The 16,684-nt window shown below is 61.6% G+C and carries 17 protein-coding genes; 15 read left to right on the plus strand and 2 right to left on the minus strand.

Annotated features, from left to right (window positions below; all coding sequences use genetic code 11):
* Positions 1-7: 7 nt before the first annotated feature.
* The 15 genes from HJB82_RS21295 (at position 8) to HJB82_RS21365 (ending at position 14,630) form a co-directional block, all read left to right on the plus strand.
* Positions 8-910 carry a sugar phosphate isomerase/epimerase gene (locus HJB82_RS21295; RefSeq protein WP_221141323.1) on the plus strand — a complete coding sequence of 301 codons (903 nt, stop codon included), beginning with the start codon at positions 8-10 and terminating at the stop codon, positions 908-910.
* Positions 911-971: 61 nt separating this feature from the next.
* Positions 972-2,204, plus strand: coding sequence for a sugar ABC transporter substrate-binding protein (locus HJB82_RS21300; protein ID WP_221116191.1), 1,233 nt, complete (start codon positions 972-974; stop codon positions 2,202-2,204).
* A gap of 191 nt (positions 2,205-2,395) precedes the next feature.
* Positions 2,396-3,298 (plus strand): carbohydrate ABC transporter permease, encoded by a 903-nt coding sequence (locus HJB82_RS21305; protein ID WP_221116190.1) that lies wholly within the window; start codon positions 2,396-2,398, stop codon positions 3,296-3,298.
* A complete protein-coding gene (locus HJB82_RS21310) occupies positions 3,295-4,122 on the plus strand; it encodes a carbohydrate ABC transporter permease (protein ID WP_221116189.1) in 828 nt (275 codons plus the stop codon). Before HJB82_RS21305 ends, HJB82_RS21310 begins: the two co-directional genes overlap by 4 nt.
* Positions 4,119-5,189 carry an ABC transporter ATP-binding protein gene (locus HJB82_RS21315; protein ID WP_221116188.1) on the plus strand — a complete coding sequence of 357 codons (1,071 nt, stop codon included), beginning with the start codon at positions 4,119-4,121 and terminating at the stop codon, positions 5,187-5,189. The genes HJB82_RS21310 and HJB82_RS21315 overlap by 4 nt, the downstream gene beginning before the upstream one ends.
* A 254-nt stretch (positions 5,190-5,443) precedes the next feature.
* Entirely contained in the window at positions 5,444-6,466 is a 1,023-nt protein-coding gene (locus HJB82_RS21320) for a LacI family DNA-binding transcriptional regulator (protein WP_221116187.1), read from the plus strand.
* 38 nt (positions 6,467-6,504) lie between these two features.
* Complete coding sequence (locus HJB82_RS21325; protein ID WP_221116186.1) at positions 6,505-7,458, plus strand: substrate-binding domain-containing protein; 954 nt, start codon at positions 6,505-6,507, stop codon at positions 7,456-7,458.
* On the plus strand, positions 7,455-8,276 hold the full coding sequence (locus HJB82_RS21330; RefSeq protein WP_221116185.1) for an ATP-binding cassette domain-containing protein: 822 nt from the start codon (positions 7,455-7,457) through the stop codon (positions 8,274-8,276). The genes HJB82_RS21325 and HJB82_RS21330 overlap by 4 nt, the downstream gene beginning before the upstream one ends.
* Entirely contained in the window at positions 8,273-9,277 is a 1,005-nt protein-coding gene (locus HJB82_RS21335; RefSeq protein ID WP_221141325.1) for an ABC transporter permease, read from the plus strand. The genes HJB82_RS21330 and HJB82_RS21335 overlap by 4 nt, the downstream gene beginning before the upstream one ends.
* Before the next feature lie 4 nt (positions 9,278-9,281).
* Positions 9,282-10,361 (plus strand): phosphotriesterase, encoded by a 1,080-nt coding sequence (locus tag HJB82_RS21340; protein WP_221116183.1) that lies wholly within the window; start codon positions 9,282-9,284, stop codon positions 10,359-10,361.
* A gap of 38 nt (positions 10,362-10,399) precedes the next feature.
* Positions 10,400-11,173, plus strand: coding sequence for a glutamine amidotransferase (locus tag HJB82_RS21345; RefSeq protein ID WP_221116182.1), 774 nt, complete (start codon positions 10,400-10,402; stop codon positions 11,171-11,173).
* 35 nt (positions 11,174-11,208) lie between these two features.
* The gene (locus tag HJB82_RS21350) at positions 11,209-12,051 is read left to right on the plus strand and encodes a BtpA/SgcQ family protein (protein WP_221116181.1); all 843 of its coding nucleotides are present in this window, start codon (positions 11,209-11,211) and stop codon (positions 12,049-12,051) included.
* A 2-nt stretch (positions 12,052-12,053) separates the two neighbouring features.
* Entirely contained in the window at positions 12,054-12,701 is a 648-nt protein-coding gene (locus HJB82_RS21355; protein WP_221116180.1) for a TenA family protein, read from the plus strand.
* 24 nt (positions 12,702-12,725) lie between these two features.
* Positions 12,726-13,619 (plus strand): ribokinase, encoded by an 894-nt coding sequence (locus HJB82_RS21360; protein WP_221116179.1) that lies wholly within the window; start codon positions 12,726-12,728, stop codon positions 13,617-13,619.
* Between the two features lie 177 nt (positions 13,620-13,796).
* Complete coding sequence (locus HJB82_RS21365) at positions 13,797-14,630, plus strand: inositol monophosphatase family protein (RefSeq protein WP_221116178.1); 834 nt, start codon at positions 13,797-13,799, stop codon at positions 14,628-14,630.
* A gap of 1 nt (position 14,631) precedes the next feature.
* Here HJB82_RS21365 and HJB82_RS21370 read toward each other — a convergent pair whose 3' ends face one another.
* Both HJB82_RS21370 and HJB82_RS21375 read right to left on the minus strand, forming a co-directional pair.
* Positions 14,632-15,711 (minus strand): ABC transporter ATP-binding protein, encoded by a 1,080-nt coding sequence (locus HJB82_RS21370; protein WP_221116177.1) that lies wholly within the window; start codon positions 15,709-15,711, stop codon positions 14,632-14,634.
* Positions 15,712-15,739: 28 nt separating this feature from the next.
* Positions 15,740-16,519, minus strand: coding sequence for an ABC transporter permease (locus HJB82_RS21375; protein WP_221141331.1), 780 nt, complete (start codon positions 16,517-16,519; stop codon positions 15,740-15,742).
* Positions 16,520-16,684 lie beyond the last annotated feature (165 nt).

Genomic DNA, 16,684 nt, shown 5'->3' on the forward strand with positions numbered 1-16,684 from the left:
AAGTGACGTGAGCAACCCTGCAAAATCAATTCGCATCGGCACCATGGTCAGCGGTAACAAGGGCGATACCGCCCAGCGCATCGGCGAAATCGCCGACATGGGCTTCGAAAGCTTCGAACCCTTCTTCTGGCAGACGACCAAGGGTCAGGACCTTTCCGAGCTCGGCAAGCGCTGCCTCGACGCCATCGGCGACCGCGACATCACCATCTCGACGCTCGGCATGTTCGGCAATCCGCTGGAAGAGACCGCAATCGACCTGGAGACGCTGCAGGGCTGGAAAGACTGCATCGACAATGCCCATCATTTCGGCGCCACTTGCGTTGCCGGCTTCACCGGCCGCATCCGCGGCAAACCGCTGACCGACAGCCTGGCTCGCTACAAGCAGATCTGGAGCGAGCTCGCCAAACGGGCGGCCGACAAGGGCATCAAGATCGCCTTCGAGAATTGCGCCATGGACGGCAACTGGGCAAGCGGCGACTGGAACATCGCCCACAACCCCGACGCCTGGGAATTGATGTTCAACGAGACGCCGGACGACAATATCGGATTGGAATGGGAGCCGTGCCATCAGATGGTCTATCTGATCGATCCGTTGCCGCAGATCCGCAAATGGGCGCACAAGTTCTTCCACGTCCACGGCAAGGACGCGACCATCCGCTGGGAGGTCATCAAGGAACACGGGATCTTCGGCAAGGAGAAGTTCGTCTTTATGCGCACGCCGGGCTTCGGCGACAGCAACTGGACCGACATCATTTCCGAGCTGCGCCTTGCCGGCTGGTCCGGCTCGATCGATATCGAAGGCTGGCACGACCCGGTCTATCGCGACGCGCTTGAAATGACCGGTCAGGTCTATGCGCTGAACCACCTCAAGCATGCCCGGGGCGGCGAATTCGTCGTCGACCCGGTCTGATGATATCGTTTCCGGCAAGGAGGAATTGCCGGAAACGGGGTAACCACAAAGGAGGAGAACCATGGCTATCCGTAAATATGCAATTCTCGGCGCTCTGGCGCTTGCAGGCGTCTCGCTGTTTGGCCTTTCGGCCAAGGCCGAGGACGTCACGCTGACACTCTGGTCGCTGGATAAGGACACCCAGCCGGCGCCGAACCTCGTCAAGGAGTTCAACGCCCAGAACAACGGCATCAAGATCGAGTATCGGCTGATCCAGTTCGACGACGTCGTCACCGAGGCGATGCGCGCCTACGCCACCGGCCAGGCGCCCGATATCATCGCCGTCGACAATCCGGAGCATGCGCTGTTCTCATCGCGCGGCGCCTTCCTCGACCTGACCGATATGATCGCCAAGTCGACCGTCATCAAGCCGGATAATTATTTCCCCGGACCGCTGAAGTCAGTGGAATGGGACGGCAAGTATTTTGGCGTGCCGAAGGCGACCAATACGATCGCGCTCTACTACAACAAGGATATGTTCAAGGCCAAGGGCCTCGATCCGAACAAGCCGCCGCAGACCTGGGACGAACTGGTCGAGGATGCGCGCAAGCTGACCGACCCCGCCAAGAACGTTTACGGTCTGGCTTTTTCGGCCAAGGCCAACGAGGAGGGCACCTTTCAGTTCCTTCCCTGGGCCCAGATGGGCGGCGGCAGCTATCAGCACATCAATGCCGACGGCGCGGTGAAGGCGCTCGGGATCTGGAAGACGATCATGGACGAGAAGCTCGCGTCTCCCGATACGCTGACACGCGGCCAGTGGGATTCGACCGGCACCTTCAACTCCGGCAATGCGGCAATGGCGATCTCGGGTCCCTGGGAACTCGACCGCATGACGCAGGAAGCGAAATTCGACTGGGGCGTCACCCTGCTTCCGGTTCCAAAGGAAGGGGCTGAACGTTCGTCGGCCATGGGCGACTTCAACTGGGCGATCTTTGCTACCAGCAAACATCCGGCCGAAGCCTTCAAGGCGCTCGAATATTTCGCCTCGCAGGACGACAAGATGTTCAAGAATTTCGGCCAGCTTCCGGCCCGTTCCGACATCTCCATCCCCGAGACCGGTCAGCCGCTGAAGGATGCCGCCCTCAAGGTGTTCCTCGAACAGCTGAAATATGCCAAGCCGCGCGGTCCGCATCCGCAATGGCCGAAGATCTCCAAGGCGATCCAGGACGCCATCCAGGCGGCGTTGACCGGCCAGATGAGCCCGAAGGACGCACTCGACCAGGCAGCGGACAAGATCAAGGCTGTGCTGGGCTAAGGAGCGGTTCGGCGTAGCCGAAGCGAAAGCGAAGAGCTGGATTGGCTCCTTGCTCCCTCTTCTCTCCGCTGGGGAGAAGAGGAAACCAAAATCATCCACCGATGGCATATGCCATCCAACTCTTTCCTCCCGGCAGGGGCCGTCTTCCGCATCATGCGCCAGGCGGCCCCGTTCGGAACATCGGAGGACGCATGAAGAGGATCCTGATGAGCGTCAGGGACGGCCGCGGTTTCGATATCGTGCTGGTCGCTTTCCCGCTCGGCTTTCTGTTCCTGATGGCGGGCCTGCCGCTGATCTACAATGTGGTGATGAGCTTCCAGGAGGTCGACATGTTCAGCCTCGGGACCTTCTCGCGTCCTTTCGTCGGCTTCAAGAATTATACCGAGCTCTTCGCGCAGCCGGAAACGCTGCCGATCCTCTATAACACCGTCATCTTCGTCACCGGCTCGATCGCCGGCCAGTTCCTGATCGGCTTTGGCCTGGCGCTGTTCTTCTGGGTCAACTTCCCCGGCGCCTCATGGATGCGCGGCCTATTCCTCGTCTCCTGGGTGATGCCCGGCCTCGTCGTCGGCGCCATCTGGAACTGGATTCTCTCTGGTGATTTCGGCGTGCTGAATTTCATCCTCAGGGAAAGCGGCATCATCTCCGGCAACATCTTCTGGCGCTCGGACCCGCATTATTCGCTCTATGCGGTGATCATCGCCAATATCTGGCTCGGCACCTCGTTCAACATGATCCTTCTGTCCGTCGGTCTTGCCGGCATTCCCGCCGATCTCTTCGAAGCGGCCGAACTCGACGGCGCCAATGTCTGGCAGCGCTTCTGGACGATCACGCTGCCGATGATGCGCTCGACCATCGGCGCCATCGTCTCGCTCGGTCTGATCTTCACTCTGCAGCAGTTCGATCTCTTCGCCGCGATCACCTCCGGCGGGCCGAACAATTCGTCGAACGTCACGCAATACTGGGCCTGGGATCTCTCCTTCCGGCAATACGACTTCGCCAAGGGCGCGACGATCTCCGTCATCATGATCGTCTTCGTCATGTTCGCGTCCGTCGTTTATGTCCGGTCCACACGCCACGAGGTGCGCGGATGATGACGACAAACCGTGGCCGCCTGATGCTGGCGATATCGATCGTCATGGCGGCAATCTATCTCTTCCCGCTTTACTGGATGTACATCACTGCGCTGAAAAGCGGCTCGGAGATGTTTGCGACGCCGCCCAGCTTCTGGCCGGCAGCACCCCAATGGGGGACCTACGCCACAGTCTGGGAAAGCCGCGACATGGGCCGCTATCTCTGGAACTCGCTGGTCATCGCTCTCGGCTCCATGGCGCTCATCGCGCTGCTTGGCGTCGGTTGCGCCTATGTGCTCGCCAGGTACCGCAATGTCTGGGTGGATATCGGCCTGTTTCTGATCCTGATGCTGCAGGTCCTGCCAGCATCGCTGATGATCACGCCGATCTTCGTCGGTTTCTCGCAGATCGGCATGCTGTCCTATCCGCGGCTCGCCGTCATTATTGCCGTCGCCGCAAAGAGCATGCCCTTCTTCGTCATCCTGGTTCGCGCCACCTTCATGAGCGTTCCCCAGGAACTGGAAGAGGCAGCCCTCGTCGATGGCAATTCGCGCGTCGGCGCCTTCTTCAACATCGTGCTGCCGCTCGCCCGCAACGGCATTCTCGTCAGCGCCATCCTGATCTTCATGCAGGCCTTCGGCGAATTCGTCTACTCGAAGTCGATGATCCAGGCGGCCGAACTTCAGCCGGCCAGCGTCGGCCTCAATTCCTTCATGGGGCCGAATACCAACGAATGGAACAACATCATGGCCTACGCCACGATGTATGTGACGCCGATCCTTGCCATCTTCGTTCTCTTGCAGCGCCGCATCGTATCCGGCCTCACCTCTGGAGCCCTCAAATGACCACGCAGATCGAGCTCAGAGGCGTCAATAAATATTACGGCGCCTTCCACGCCCTGAAGAACATCGACCTGTCGATTGCCAAGGGAACTTTCGTCGCGCTCGTCGGCCCTTCGGGCTGCGGCAAGTCCACGCTGCTGCGCTCGCTCGCCGGCCTCGAAAGCATCTCGACCGGCGATTTGAGGATCGCCGGCGAGCTGATGAACGGCGTGCCGCCGCGCAAGCGAGACGTCGCCATGGTGTTCCAGTCCTATGCGCTCTATCCGCATATGACGGTTGAAGAGAACCTGACCTATAGCCTGCGCATCCGCGGCATTGCCAAGGCCGAGGCCAAGAAGGCCGCCGAGGACGTGGCGGCGACGACAGGTCTGTCGCATCTGCTGAAGCGCTATCCCCGCGAACTTTCCGGCGGCCAGCGCCAGCGCGTCGCCATGAGCCGCGCCATCATCCGCCATCCGAAGGCCTTCCTGTTCGACGAGCCGCTGTCCAATCTCGATGCGGCGCTGCGCGTCCACATGCGCAAGGAAATCCGGGCGCTGCACGACCGGCTGAACGCAACCTTCGTCTACGTCACGCACGATCAGGTCGAAGCGATGACGATGGCCGATCATGTGGTGGTGATGCGCGACGGCATCATCGAACAGCAGGGCGCGCCGCTGGACCTCTACGACCGGCCTGTGAACCGGTTCGTCGCCGGTTTCATCGGTTCGCCGGCGATGAATTTCATTCCGGCGATCGGCGCGGAAGACGGCAAGAACCTGATCCTGGATTTCGGCGCAGCAAAGCAGACGCTTGCGCTAAGCCGCGCCATCGAGCCGGGGCGCAAACTCGTCGCCGGCATCCGGCCCGAACATATCGGCGTCGTCGAGCCCGGGAATGGCAGTTTCGATGTGCCGATCGCCTTCGTCGAATCGACCGGCTCGTCGACCTTCATCGTTGCGGAGACCCAGCCGGAACTGACGATCGTCGAGACGCGGCGCGACAGGGTGAAACCGGGAGACACGATCGGACTTTCGATCGATCCGACCCAGATCCATCTCTTCGATGCATCGACGGACCACGTCATATAAGGCAGCCAAGCAGCCTGCCGGTTCGGATTTGTCATAAATCGAACCTGGGCGACGGCGTCGAGCCAAGTCTCGGACACACCACCCGAGGCTGGCTGCGCCAAAAGTGCGTCCCGACGAGCGCCCGAGCCGTCCGATCGAGCTTCGATCGCCTATAGAAAAATACATCCCGCAGATTCATCGCTGTTGACAATGACGACCAATCGATATTGTCTTGTAAAGCGCTTTACTAAACCGCTTTACAATAGGTCCAATCAATGGCCAAGGGAACGACCCCGAGCTTGAAGGATGTTGCGGCCGCAGCCGGCGTCTCGGTCACCACCGTGTCCCGTTTCGTCAACGGCAGCCTCGACCTACCGTTTCAGACCAAGAAGCGCATTGAGGACGCGATCAAGACGCTGAACTACCGGCCGAACCCGCATGCGCGCCGCCTGAGCAGGGGTCGCTCTGACACGATCGGCCTCGTCGTGCCCGATATCGCCAACCCCTTCTTCGCGACCCTCGTCGCCGCCGTCGAGCAGGCGGCCGACGAAAAGAAGCTCGCCGTCTCGCTGCATGCCACGCTCAACCGGCCGGGCCGCGAGATTGAATATCTGCAGCTGATCGAGCGCAATCACGTCGACGGCCTGATCTTCGTCACCAACCACCCCGACGACGGCGCGCTTGCCGCCCTCATCAACGGCACCGGCAAGGTCATCATCGTCGATGAGGACGTTCCCGATTCGAAAGCGCCGAAGCTGTTCTGCGACAATGAGCAAGGCGGTTATCTCGCTGGTCAGCACTTGGCCGCACAGGGTCACCGCCATGTCCTGTTCATCGGCGGTGACGAGCGCATGATCAGCGCCCGCAGACGTTATGACGGTCTGTTGAAGGCGCTCAGGGAGCGGCATGGCAGCGAGGCCCAGGCCGATCGCTATGCCGGCGAATATACGATCGAATACGGCCGTGCAGCTGCGCTTGAATATCTCTCGGGTGACCGAAAGGCGACGGCGATCTTCGCCAGCTCCGACGAGATCGCCATCGGGCTGGTCGAGGTCTTCGGAAGCCGGGGCGTCTCGATCCCGGCTGACATCTCGATCATCGGCTTCGACGATGTCGGCCCACTTCATCTTTTTGCACCGCCGCTGACAGCGATCCGCCAGCCGGTCCGCCAGATCGGCCGACGGTCACTGGAGCTGCTTCTGGAAACCAATTGGCACGAGTGGAAACCATCCGCTTCCGAGGAACTGGTGCCTGTCGAAATCGTGGTGCGGAACTCCGTTGCGCCGCCCGCGAAATAAAAAACAGCAACGTCAAAAAACCAAAAGAGGATGAGAACATGACACTGAATTTGACTAGACGAACGATGATCGCAGCCGCCGGCTTCACCGCATTGACCTTCATCGGCCTGTCCGGCGCCCAGGCCCAGGAAAAGAAGACCGTCGCACTCGTACAGATCAACCAGCAGGCGCTTTTCTTCAATCAGATGAATGAGGGTGCCCAGAAGGCAGCCGACGCCGCCGGCGTCAAGCTGGTGATCTTCAACGCCAACAATGAGACGACCGCGCAAAACAGCGCGATCGAAACCTACGTCCAGGAAAAGGTCTCCGGTCTTGCCGTCGTGGCGATCGACGTCAACGGCATCATGCCGGCGGTCAAGCAGGCGGCCGACGCCGGCATTCCTGTCGTTGCCATCGACGCCATCCTGCCTGATGGTCCGCAGAAGGCGCAGATCGGCGTCGACAACGCCGCAGCCGGCGCCGACATGGGCAAGTACTTTCTCGACTACGTCAAGGCGAACATGGGCGGCAAGGCCAAGCTCGGCGTCGTCGGCGCACTGAACTCGTTCATCCAGAACATCCGCCAGGACGGCTTCGAGAAGACCTTGAAAGGCGTCGACGGCATCGAAATGGCCGGCGTCGTCGACGGCCAGAACATCCAGGACAACGCCCTCGCGGCGGCCGAGAACCTGATCACCGCCAATCCCGACCTGACGGCGATCTACGCCACCGGCGAGCCGGCGCTGATGGGGGCGATCGCCGCTGTCCAGAGCCAGGGAAAGCAGGATAAGATCAAGGTATTCGGCTGGGATCTGACTGCCGAAGCCATTGCCGGCATCGATGCCGGCTTCGTCGTCGCCGTCGTCCAGCAGGATCCGGCCGCGATGGGCGGTGCCGCCGTCGACGCGCTCTTAAAGGCCTCGGCCGGCGAGGCCGTCACCAAGACGATTTCGGTACCGATCACCATCGTGACCAAGGAGAATGTCGAGCCGTACCGGGCCGTCTTCAAATGATCGAAAGCGGACAGCATCATCTCGCTGCCGCCGGTTCCGGAGGGTTCGCACCCTCCGGAACCGGAACATCCGGCGGCACCCGATCCGATCCGCGCATCTCGCTGCGCGGTATCCGCAAGTCCTTCGGCTCGCACCAGGCGCTGCGCGGCGTCGATCTCGACATCTTCCCCGGCGAATGCCTGGGCCTCGTCGGCGATAACGCTGCCGGCAAGTCGACACTGACGAAAATCATCTCGGGGACCTACATTCCCGATGCCGGCACGATCACCATGGAAGGCGAGGAGGTCCGCTTCTCCGGCCCCGCGGATGCGCGCGGCAGAAACATCGAAATGGTGTTCCAGGATCTCAGCCTCTGCGACCACATCGATGTCGTCGGCAATCTCTTCCTCGGCCGCGAACTCAGCCGCGGCCCGTTTCTCGATACCAGGACGATGCTGTCCGAAGCTCGCAAGATGCTGGATTCGCTGGAAATCCGCATCCCGAGACTGACCGGCAAAGTCGCCCAGCTATCCGGCGGACAGCGTCAGGCGATCGCCATTGCGCGAGCGGCCTCCTTCAAGCCGAAGGTGCTGATCATGGACGAGCCGACATCGGCACTTGCCGTTGCCGAAGTCGAAGCGGTTCTCGCATTGATCAACCGCGTCAAGGCGAACGGGGTCTCGGTGATCCTTATCACCCACCGGCTGCAGGATCTCTTCCGGGTCTGCGACCGCATTGCGGTGATGTATGAGGGCACGAAGGTGGCCGAGCGGCAGATCGGCCGCACCAACCTCGAGGATCTCGTCCATTTGATCGTCGGTGAAGGAGCCAGGCAATGACGGCTTACACGGAACGCGGCCACGGATCTCGGGCCGCCGATTTCTTCGGCGAACATGCGCAGGTGCTGTCGATCGCCATCTTCTTCCTGGCCTGCATGATCTTCTTCTCGATCGGCAGCGAGACCTTCTTCACGCTCGGCAACATCCTGAACATCGTCCGGCAGGCCGCCCCCATCCTGATCGTCGCCATCGCCATGACCTTCGTCATCATTACTGGCGGTATTGATCTGTCGGTCGGCTCGCAGGTCGCCCTTGTCAATGCGGTTGCGGCAATCGTCATGGCGATGGAAATTCCCTGGCCGTCCGTGGTCATCGGCATGCTGGTGCTCGGCGCGTTTATGGGTCTGGTTCAGGGCTGGTTTGTCGCCTATCAGGGCATTCCGGCCTTCATCGTCACGCTCGCCGGCCTCTCGATCCTGCGCGGCCTGGCGCTCTATCTGACCCAGGGCTATTCCATCCCGATCAAGGATGCGCCGGGCTTCTTCGCGCTCGGCCGGGGCGAAATCCTGAGCTTCCCGATCCCCGCAGTCATCGCCCTCATTATCGCCATCCTCGGCTATGTGATCATCACAGCGACGAAATACGGCCGGCAGGTCGTGGCGGTTGGCTCCAACATGGAAGCGGCGCGGCGTGTCGGCATGCCCGCCAAATGGATCATCGCCTCGGTCTATATCATCTCCGGCATCGCCTGCGCGGTCGCCGGCCTGCTGATTGCCGCCCGGCTCGGCTCCGGCTCGTCCAATGCCGCCGTCGGTTTCGAGTTGCAGGTGATTGCGGCCGTCGTTCTCGGCGGAACGTCGCTGATGGGCGGGCGCGGCACCATCCTCGGCACGGTGCTCGGCACGCTGACCATCGCCGTCATTGGTAACGGCCTGATCCTGATGCACATATCGCCGTTCTTCACCCAGATCGTCACCGGCGCCATCATTCTCGTCGCCATCTGGCTGAACACCCGCATCTTCACCGCCAATTTCCGTTTCGGAATGGGCAGGAAAGGATGAGGCGATGAGTGAACAGGCAGCAGATAGCTTGTCCGAAGCGCATGTCCGCTCCGGCAAAGTGATGACCGTCACCGGTCCGATTTCGGCGGATGCGCTCGGCGTGACGCTGATGCACGAACACATCCTCAACGACTGCCGCTGCTGGTGGCACGCGCCGAAGACGCCGGACCGGCAACATCTGGCCGAAAGCTTCGTCTGCATGGAGATCCTCGGCGAACTCCGGCAGGATCCCTTCGTCAACAAGCACAACATCACCCTCGACGACGAACATCTGGCGGTGGCCGAACTCAAGGATTTCGCCGGCGCCGGCGGCCGCACGGTGGTGGAACCGACCTGCAAGGGCATCGGCCGCGATCCACTGGCGCTCCAGCGTATTTCGAAAGCATCCGGCCTCAACATCGTGATGGGGGCAGGTTATTATCTCGGCTCCTCGCATCCGGAGAGCGTCGCGGCAATGAGCGTCGAGGACATCGCGCGCGAAATCGTCCGTGAGGCGAGGGAAGGCGTCGACGGCACCGGCGTCAGGATCGGCCTGATCGGCGAGATCGGCGTCTCCTCGGATTTCACCGCCGAGGAAGAGAAATCGCTGCGCGGTGCTGCCCAGGCGCAGGTGCTGACCGGACTTCCCATGATGGTGCATCTGCCGGGCTGGTTCCGTCTCGGCCATCGCGTGCTCGACGTGGTGGCAGAAGAGGGTGCGAATCTCAGCCACACCGTCCTTTGCCACATGAACCCGTCGCATGACGATATTGCCTATCAGAGCGAACTGGCGGAGCGCGGCGCCTTCATCGAATACGACATGATCGGAATGGATTTCTTCTATGCCGACCAGCAGGTGCAGTGCCCGAGCGACGAAGAGGCTGCGCGCGCGGTCGTGCGTCTCGTCGAGGCCGGTTATCTCGACCGGATTCTTCTGTCGCACGACGTCTTTCTGAAGATGATGCTGACGCACTACGGCGGCAACGGCTACGCCTACATCCTTCGCCACTTCCTTCCGCGTCTTCAGCGGCACGGCCTCGACGGGACGGTCCTAAACGAGATGATGCGCGGCAATCCGCGCCGCGTCTTTCATGCCGGAGCCTAGCTCCATCAATGCAATCGATCACAGGTAACCGGAAGACCATGACAAAGAAAATCCTCCTTGTCGGCGAGAGCTGGGTTAGCTCCGCCACGCATTACAAAGGCTTCGACCAGTTCGGCAGCGTCACCTTCCATCTCGGCGCCGAACCGCTGGTCAAGGCGCTCGCCGGCAGCGCCTTCGAACTCACCTATATGCCGGCGCATGAGGCGGTGGAGAAGTTCCCCTTCGATATATCCGGGCTCGACGCTTACGATGCCATCATCCTCTCCGATATCGGCGCCAATTCGCTGCTGCTGCCGCCAGATGTGTGGCTGCATTCGCGCACGGTGCCGAACCGGCTGAAGCTGCTGAAGGCGTGGGTGGGGAAAGGAGGCGGCCTGCTGATGGTCGGCGGCTATTTCTCCTTCCAGGGCATCGACGGCAAGGCGCGCTGGCGGCGCACCCCCGTCGAAGACACGCTGCCCGTCACCTGCTTGCCCTATGACGACCGCGTCGAGATCCCCGAGGGAACAGTTGCCGAGGTGGTGAAGCCTGAACACCCCACGATGCAGGGCCTCGAAGGCGCCTGGCCGGTGCTGCTCGGCGTCAACGAGGTCGAAGTGCGCGACCGTGCGGACGTCGAAGTCATCGCGCGCCTGCCCGAAGATCAGGGTGGTCATCCGCTGCTTGTCGTCGGGACGCACGGCACTGGGCGGACGGCGGCCTGGACGTCGGATATCGGCCCGCACTGGCTCTCGCCTGCCTTCTGCGAATGGGACGGCTACGGCCGGCTGTGGAAGAATATCCTTGGCTGGCTCACCGAGAACCAGGCGTGATTTCAGCACGCGGCAGGAATTGGAAAGGGAATGACATGCAGGAAATTTCGGACAGATCATCCAACGCCGTCAGGGACATCTTCGGCAGGGACAAGGTTCTGATCGGCATGATCCACTGCCCGGCCTTTCCGGGTGCACCCCGCTACAGGGCTGCTGCGATGGACGCGATCTACGACGCGTGCATGCGCGACGCCGAAGCCTGCATGGAAGGCGGCCTGCATGGGTTGATCATCGAAAATCACGGCGACGTGCCATTCTCGAAGCCCGAGGATATCGGCCCCGAGACGACGGGTTTCATGTCCGTCGTCACCGACCGGATCGCGCGCGCGGCCGGCATTCCGCTCGGCGTCAACGTCCTTGCCAATGCGCCGATTCCAGCCTTCGCCATCGCCATGGCCGGCGGCGCCAAATTCATCCGCGTCAATCAATGGGCCAATGCCTATGTTGCCAATGAAGGTTTCATCGAGGGCAGGGCCGCCGAAGCCATGCGCTACCGCTCGCTGCTCAGGGCCGAGCACATCAAGGTTTTTGCCGACAGCCACGTCAAACACGGCAGCCACGCCATCGTCGCCGACCGCTCGATCCAGGAACTGACGCGTGACCTCGCCTTCTTCGATGCCGACGGCGTCATCGCCACCGGCCAGCGAACCGGCAATTCGGCGACGATGGAGGAAATCGAGGAGATCGGCGCAGCGACGCATCTGCCACTGCTCGTCGGCTCCGGCGTCAACAAGGACAATATCGTCGATATTCTGAGCCGCACCAACGGCGTCATCGTCGCCTCATCGCTAAAACATGGCGGTGTCTGGTGGAATCCTGTCGATATCGAGCGGGTGCGCGCCTTCCGGGCGGTTGCCGAACCGGGACTGGAGGGCTGAGCATGGCCGAGGAGAGCCTTTCAGACCGCATTCTACGTGAGAACGACGCCGTCTTCCGGACGATGCTTGGCCACCGCTTCGTCGAGGACGTGAAGAACGACACCTTGAGCAAGGAGGCTTTCGAGCGTTATCTCGTCTACGAAGGCGCCTTCGTCGACAGCGCCATCTCGATCTTTGCTTATGCGGCGGCGACCGCCAAGACGATGACGCAGAAGCGCTGGCTGATCGCGGTTCTCGACGCGCTGGCAACCGAGCAGATCAGCTATTTCGAACGCACCTTCGCCAGCCGCGGCATTGATCCTTCTTCCTTCGACACCGGCATCGCCGAGGTCGAGGCCTTTCGTGCCGGCATGTTGGAGATCGCTCGCCAGGGCGGCTTCCTCGATACGGTCGCGGCGATGTTTGCGGCCGAGTGGATGTATTGGACATGGTCGAAGGAAGCGGCTACCCGCTCGATCAGCGATCCGCTGCTGAAGGAATGGGTCGACCTGCATGTCGATCCTAATTTCGCCGCCCAGGCGCAATGGCTGAAAAATGAACTCGACATGACAGGAGAAACCCTGGAAGAGGATGAAATGGCGCGATTGAGCGCGATCTTCGGCCAGGCGATGCAGCTCGAGATCGATTTTCACAATGCGCCTTATCTTTAGCTTCAGCCTTGCGAAAGCGGATGCATGCGCGCCTACATAGTCGGCAATGTCGCCATCGACGAAACCATCGCCGTTTCCGAACTTCCGGTCATTGGTGCCTCCATCCTCGGCACTGCCGGTGGCAGCGATCTCGGCGGCAAGGGCACCAACCAGGCGGTCGTCATGGCTCGCTGCGGCGTTCCGACAACGTTGGTGGCGCCTGTCGGTTGGGATGCGAGGGCCGAGACGATCCGCCACTACCTCGCGGAGGAACCGCTTCAGAGCGACCTGATCGAAATGCAAGGTACATCGAGCGACGTCTCGATCATCTTCCGGCTGCCGGGCGGTGAAAATGCCATCGTCACGACGACGGAATCAGCGCAGAGCCTGTCCCTGTCCCATGTCGCACGAAGCCTGTCGACCGCCGGTCAAGGCGATCTGATGATGCTGCAGGGAAATCTGTCCGATCAGGCGACCCGCGACATCCTGGAGCAGGCAAGAGCGATCGGCATGATCACCGCCTTCAATCCCTCGCCGGTGCGTTCCTATTTCTCCGATCTTTGGGGGTTGATCGATATAGCGTTCCTCAACAAGGGTGAGGCCCAGGCCCTGACAGGAACGACAGGCCGCGATGCTGCCGAATATCTTTTGAGCCGGGGCCTGCGCGAAATCGTTCTGACCCTCGGCAGCGACGGCGCGACGCTTGTCAATCGGCGCGATAGCATTGAAGTGCCCGCCCGAGCCTGCGATGTGGTCGATACGACGGGTGCGGGCGATACGTTTATGGCCGTGGCGCTGGCATCCTGTGGGCTGCGAGGGGGACGGCTGGACAGGCAGGCCATCGAGCATGCCGCCGCCGCCGCCGCTATCACCGTCTCTCGGCACGGGACCAGAAAGGCGTTTCCTACGGTTTCCGAGCTTGAAACGATCTTGAAATAACCGGCTTGACGCCATTATGTTGACGCTGACAAACAAACTCTGCGTTCTCGTCGACTGTTGGATGGCGTTTGACGGCAATGGCAGCGGACAGCTTCATCAAACCATCATCAGCCTCTGCGAAGGGATGGGCGCCTCGTAGCTCACCCCGTCATATCAGCAGCAATCCGGACTCTTCTCATGGCATCCTCTCCGATTTCCGCGCGTCTTTCCCCGACCGCATCGTCCCGCCTCGCCGTGCTTGCCGAAACGGTCATAAAGGCGGGCGAAACCGCCCGCGGCTCGCTGCGGCGACGAACATCGGCCGAAATGCTGGCCAAGGCGCCGCGCGACTATCAGACCGAGATCGATGTCGCCGTCGAGCGGATCATCGTCGACGAGATGACGAAGGCTTTTCCGGATTATGCCATTCAAGGCGAGGAAGCCGTCGGCAACCGCACGGCCGGGCCGGAAACACCCATCATCTATATCGATCCGATCGACGGCACCACCAATTATGCCTGGGGCCTTCCGCATTTCGGCATGACGATCGCAATCGCCGAAGGCGGAAGGCTCGTCGCCGGCGTCGTTTATGACGCGATGCAGGACGAGCTGTTCAGCGCCGAGCTCGGCGGCGGTGCCTATCTCGACGGCGAGCGCATCCGCTGCGCCGAGGTCGGCGACATCGAAAACGTGCTTGTCGGTGCAGGCCTGCCAATCCCGGGCCAGGTCAAGGCGGTCGCCGAAGCGGCCTATTTCGACGCCATCAAACGGCTGATGGCCAACACGGCAGGCGTACGCCGCCTTGGCTCGGCGGCGCTGTCGATCGCCTATGTCGCCTGCGGCCGGCTGGACGGATTCTTCGAGGACGGGCTCTCGATCCATGATTTCGGCGCCTCGGCGCTGATGGTCGAGGAGGCAGGCGGCATTGTTACGCGTTTTTCCGGTGCCGCCGTCGACGGGCCGGGCGATATCCTCGCCGCCAGCAAGGCATTGTATCCCTGGCTCAAGGAAGGCTTCGCGACGAAGGCGTAATTTAGACCGGCAACAGCCGCCCAAGCTCCGCATCGCCCCTTGCCGTCATCGATTGATGGACGAGTTCATTGTTGCGGTAGACGAAAAAACTGGTGCAGCTCGGCTCGACCTTCATTCCGGTCCGAATCCGATCGTCCGGCGCCACCATTGCCTTCAAGCGACTGCCGTCGGCCAGATCGACATCGACCATCTTATGCGTGCCGAAATCGACGACGCGATGGACCGTCGCGGCATCCGGCCGGTCCGAGGACCGGATCATCAGCGCTTCAGGACGGGTGGCCAGCGTCACGGGTCCGTCCTCGATGGGGATCGCAAGCGGGAAGAGCGGATGCTCGCAGGCGCCGTTTCTGGTGTGGCTCTCGACGAAATTCATCGAGCCGATGAAGCCGGCGACGAAGGCTGTCTGCGGCTGCCGGTAGATAGTGCTCGGCGGCGCGATCTGCTCTGTGCGTCCGTCGCGCATGACCACGATGCGGTCGGCGAGCGCCAAGGCTTCGTCCTGGCCGTGGGTAACGAAGAGCGTGGTGATGCCGAGGCGCTGCTGGATATCGCGCACTTCTTCCCGCAGCCTTTCGCGCAGGTGCTGGTCAAGGCTGGCGAAGGGTTCGTCGAGCAGCAGGATCTTCGGCTCAAGCACCAGCGAGCGGGCAAGGGCGACGCGCTGCTGTTGTCCGCCCGACAGTTGCGTCGTCATCCGCCGCCCGTAATCGCCAAGGCCGACCAGATCGAGCGCATCCTCGACACGCTGACGAATTTCGGATTTCGGCAGCCGGCGAACCTTCAGACCGAAGGCGATGTTGTTGAAGACATCCATATGCGTCCAGAGCGCGTGGCTCTGGAACACCATGCCGGTCGGGCGCCGCTCGGGCGGCAGGCTCGTCACATCCCTGCCGTCGATGCGGATCGTTCCGCCGCTCGGACGCTCGAAGCCACCGATCATTCTGAGAAGCGTCGACTTGCCGGAGCCTGAGGGGCCAAGCAGGCAGACGAGTTCGCCGTCGCCGACTTCGAGCGAAAACTCGCGAACGGCAAAGGTGCTTCCGAACAGCTTCGAAACGCCCTCGATCATTAGATGTGCCATTCTCAAACCTTTCCTCAATTGGCGCCTCTCACGCACCAAAACCTCTCGCGAACGCGCCAGTGCCGATGACGCGGCGCGCAAACATCAGCGCGATGAAGGACGGCAGCCACAGCATGACGGAGAGCACGGCGCCATATTGCACGACGATCTGATTGTTGATGAAGCCGATCATCAGCACCGGCATGGTGCGGATCCCAGGCGCGCCAATCAGCCAGGCGCCTTCGGTTTCGTAGAAGGTGCCGACGAAGGTCAGAAGCAGGGCGGCGGTGATCGTCGGTGCGGCCTGCGGCAGCGTGATCGACCAGAAGACGCGCAGCGGCGTGGCGCCGGCATCGCGTGCTGCCTCTTCCATGCGTCGGTCGACATTCTGGAAGGCTGCGACCGGAATCCAGATCATCAGCATCAGCGTGCCGACAAGCTGGATCAGCACAACGCCCCAGAAGGTGCTGATCAGGCCGAGCTGCAGGAAGATGCCGGCAATGGCGACGAGCAGGCCGAATTTCGGGAAGGCATGCGATGCGAGAAACGACAGGAACAGGATATTTCTGCCGGGAAAGCGCATGCGCGCGAAAGCATAGGCGGCGGGAAGGCAGATGACGGCGGAAAGGGCGGTCACCGTCGCGGTCAGCCGCAGACTGAGCAAGAGAGCATCCCAGACATCCGAGCGCGCCAGCGTCTGGCCCCAGAAGCGCAGGCCGAATTGCTGCGGGATCACCGACGGGTAACGCCAGACCTGGGTGAAGGCCCATGTGCCGACGACGATCAGCGGCAGCGCGATGAACAGCGTCAGCAGGCATGCGAAGAGCATGCCGATCCAGTCGAAGCGAAGGCCGATGCCCGGTCTAGCAGGCTGCTGAAAAACCCACTGGCTTTTGGGCTGGACACATGATTCCATCTTGCAAGTGATTTCGAGGGAATTTGGATGCGCGGCGGGGATGATCGGACGGGGTCGCTGTTTTCGTATGTCGACCTT

The organism is Rhizobium sp. NZLR10 (genome assembly GCF_019685125.1).
GTDB lineage: Bacteria > Pseudomonadota > Alphaproteobacteria > Rhizobiales > Rhizobiaceae > Rhizobium.

Coding starts and splice junctions, on each gene's coding strand:
- HJB82_RS21300 (WP_221116191.1), top strand. CDS start 972: ATGGCTATCCGTAAATATGCAATTCTCGGCGCTCTGGCGCTTGCAGGC.
- HJB82_RS21305 (WP_221116190.1), top strand. CDS start 2,396: ATGAAGAGGATCCTGATGAGCGTCAGGGACGGCCGCGGTTTCGATATC.
- HJB82_RS21310 (WP_221116189.1), top strand. CDS start 3,295: ATGATGACGACAAACCGTGGCCGCCTGATGCTGGCGATATCGATCGTC.
- HJB82_RS21315 (WP_221116188.1), top strand. CDS start 4,119: ATGACCACGCAGATCGAGCTCAGAGGCGTCAATAAATATTACGGCGCC.
- HJB82_RS21320 (WP_221116187.1), top strand. CDS start 5,444: ATGGCCAAGGGAACGACCCCGAGCTTGAAGGATGTTGCGGCCGCAGCC.
- HJB82_RS21325 (WP_221116186.1), top strand. CDS start 6,505: ATGACACTGAATTTGACTAGACGAACGATGATCGCAGCCGCCGGCTTC.
- HJB82_RS21330 (WP_221116185.1), top strand. CDS start 7,455: ATGATCGAAAGCGGACAGCATCATCTCGCTGCCGCCGGTTCCGGAGGG.
- HJB82_RS21335 (WP_221141325.1), top strand. CDS start 8,273: ATGACGGCTTACACGGAACGCGGCCACGGATCTCGGGCCGCCGATTTC.
- HJB82_RS21340 (WP_221116183.1), top strand. CDS start 9,282: ATGAGTGAACAGGCAGCAGATAGCTTGTCCGAAGCGCATGTCCGCTCC.
- HJB82_RS21345 (WP_221116182.1), top strand. CDS start 10,400: ATGACAAAGAAAATCCTCCTTGTCGGCGAGAGCTGGGTTAGCTCCGCC.
- HJB82_RS21350 (WP_221116181.1), top strand. CDS start 11,209: ATGCAGGAAATTTCGGACAGATCATCCAACGCCGTCAGGGACATCTTC.
- HJB82_RS21355 (WP_221116180.1), top strand. CDS start 12,054: ATGGCCGAGGAGAGCCTTTCAGACCGCATTCTACGTGAGAACGACGCC.
- HJB82_RS21360 (WP_221116179.1), top strand. CDS start 12,726: ATGCGCGCCTACATAGTCGGCAATGTCGCCATCGACGAAACCATCGCC.
- HJB82_RS21365 (WP_221116178.1), top strand. CDS start 13,797: ATGGCATCCTCTCCGATTTCCGCGCGTCTTTCCCCGACCGCATCGTCC.
- HJB82_RS21370 (WP_221116177.1), bottom strand. CDS start 15,711: ATGGCACATCTAATGATCGAGGGCGTTTCGAAGCTGTTCGGAAGCACC.
- HJB82_RS21375 (WP_221141331.1), bottom strand. CDS start 16,519: ATGCTCTTCGCATGCCTGCTGACGCTGTTCATCGCGCTGCCGCTGATC.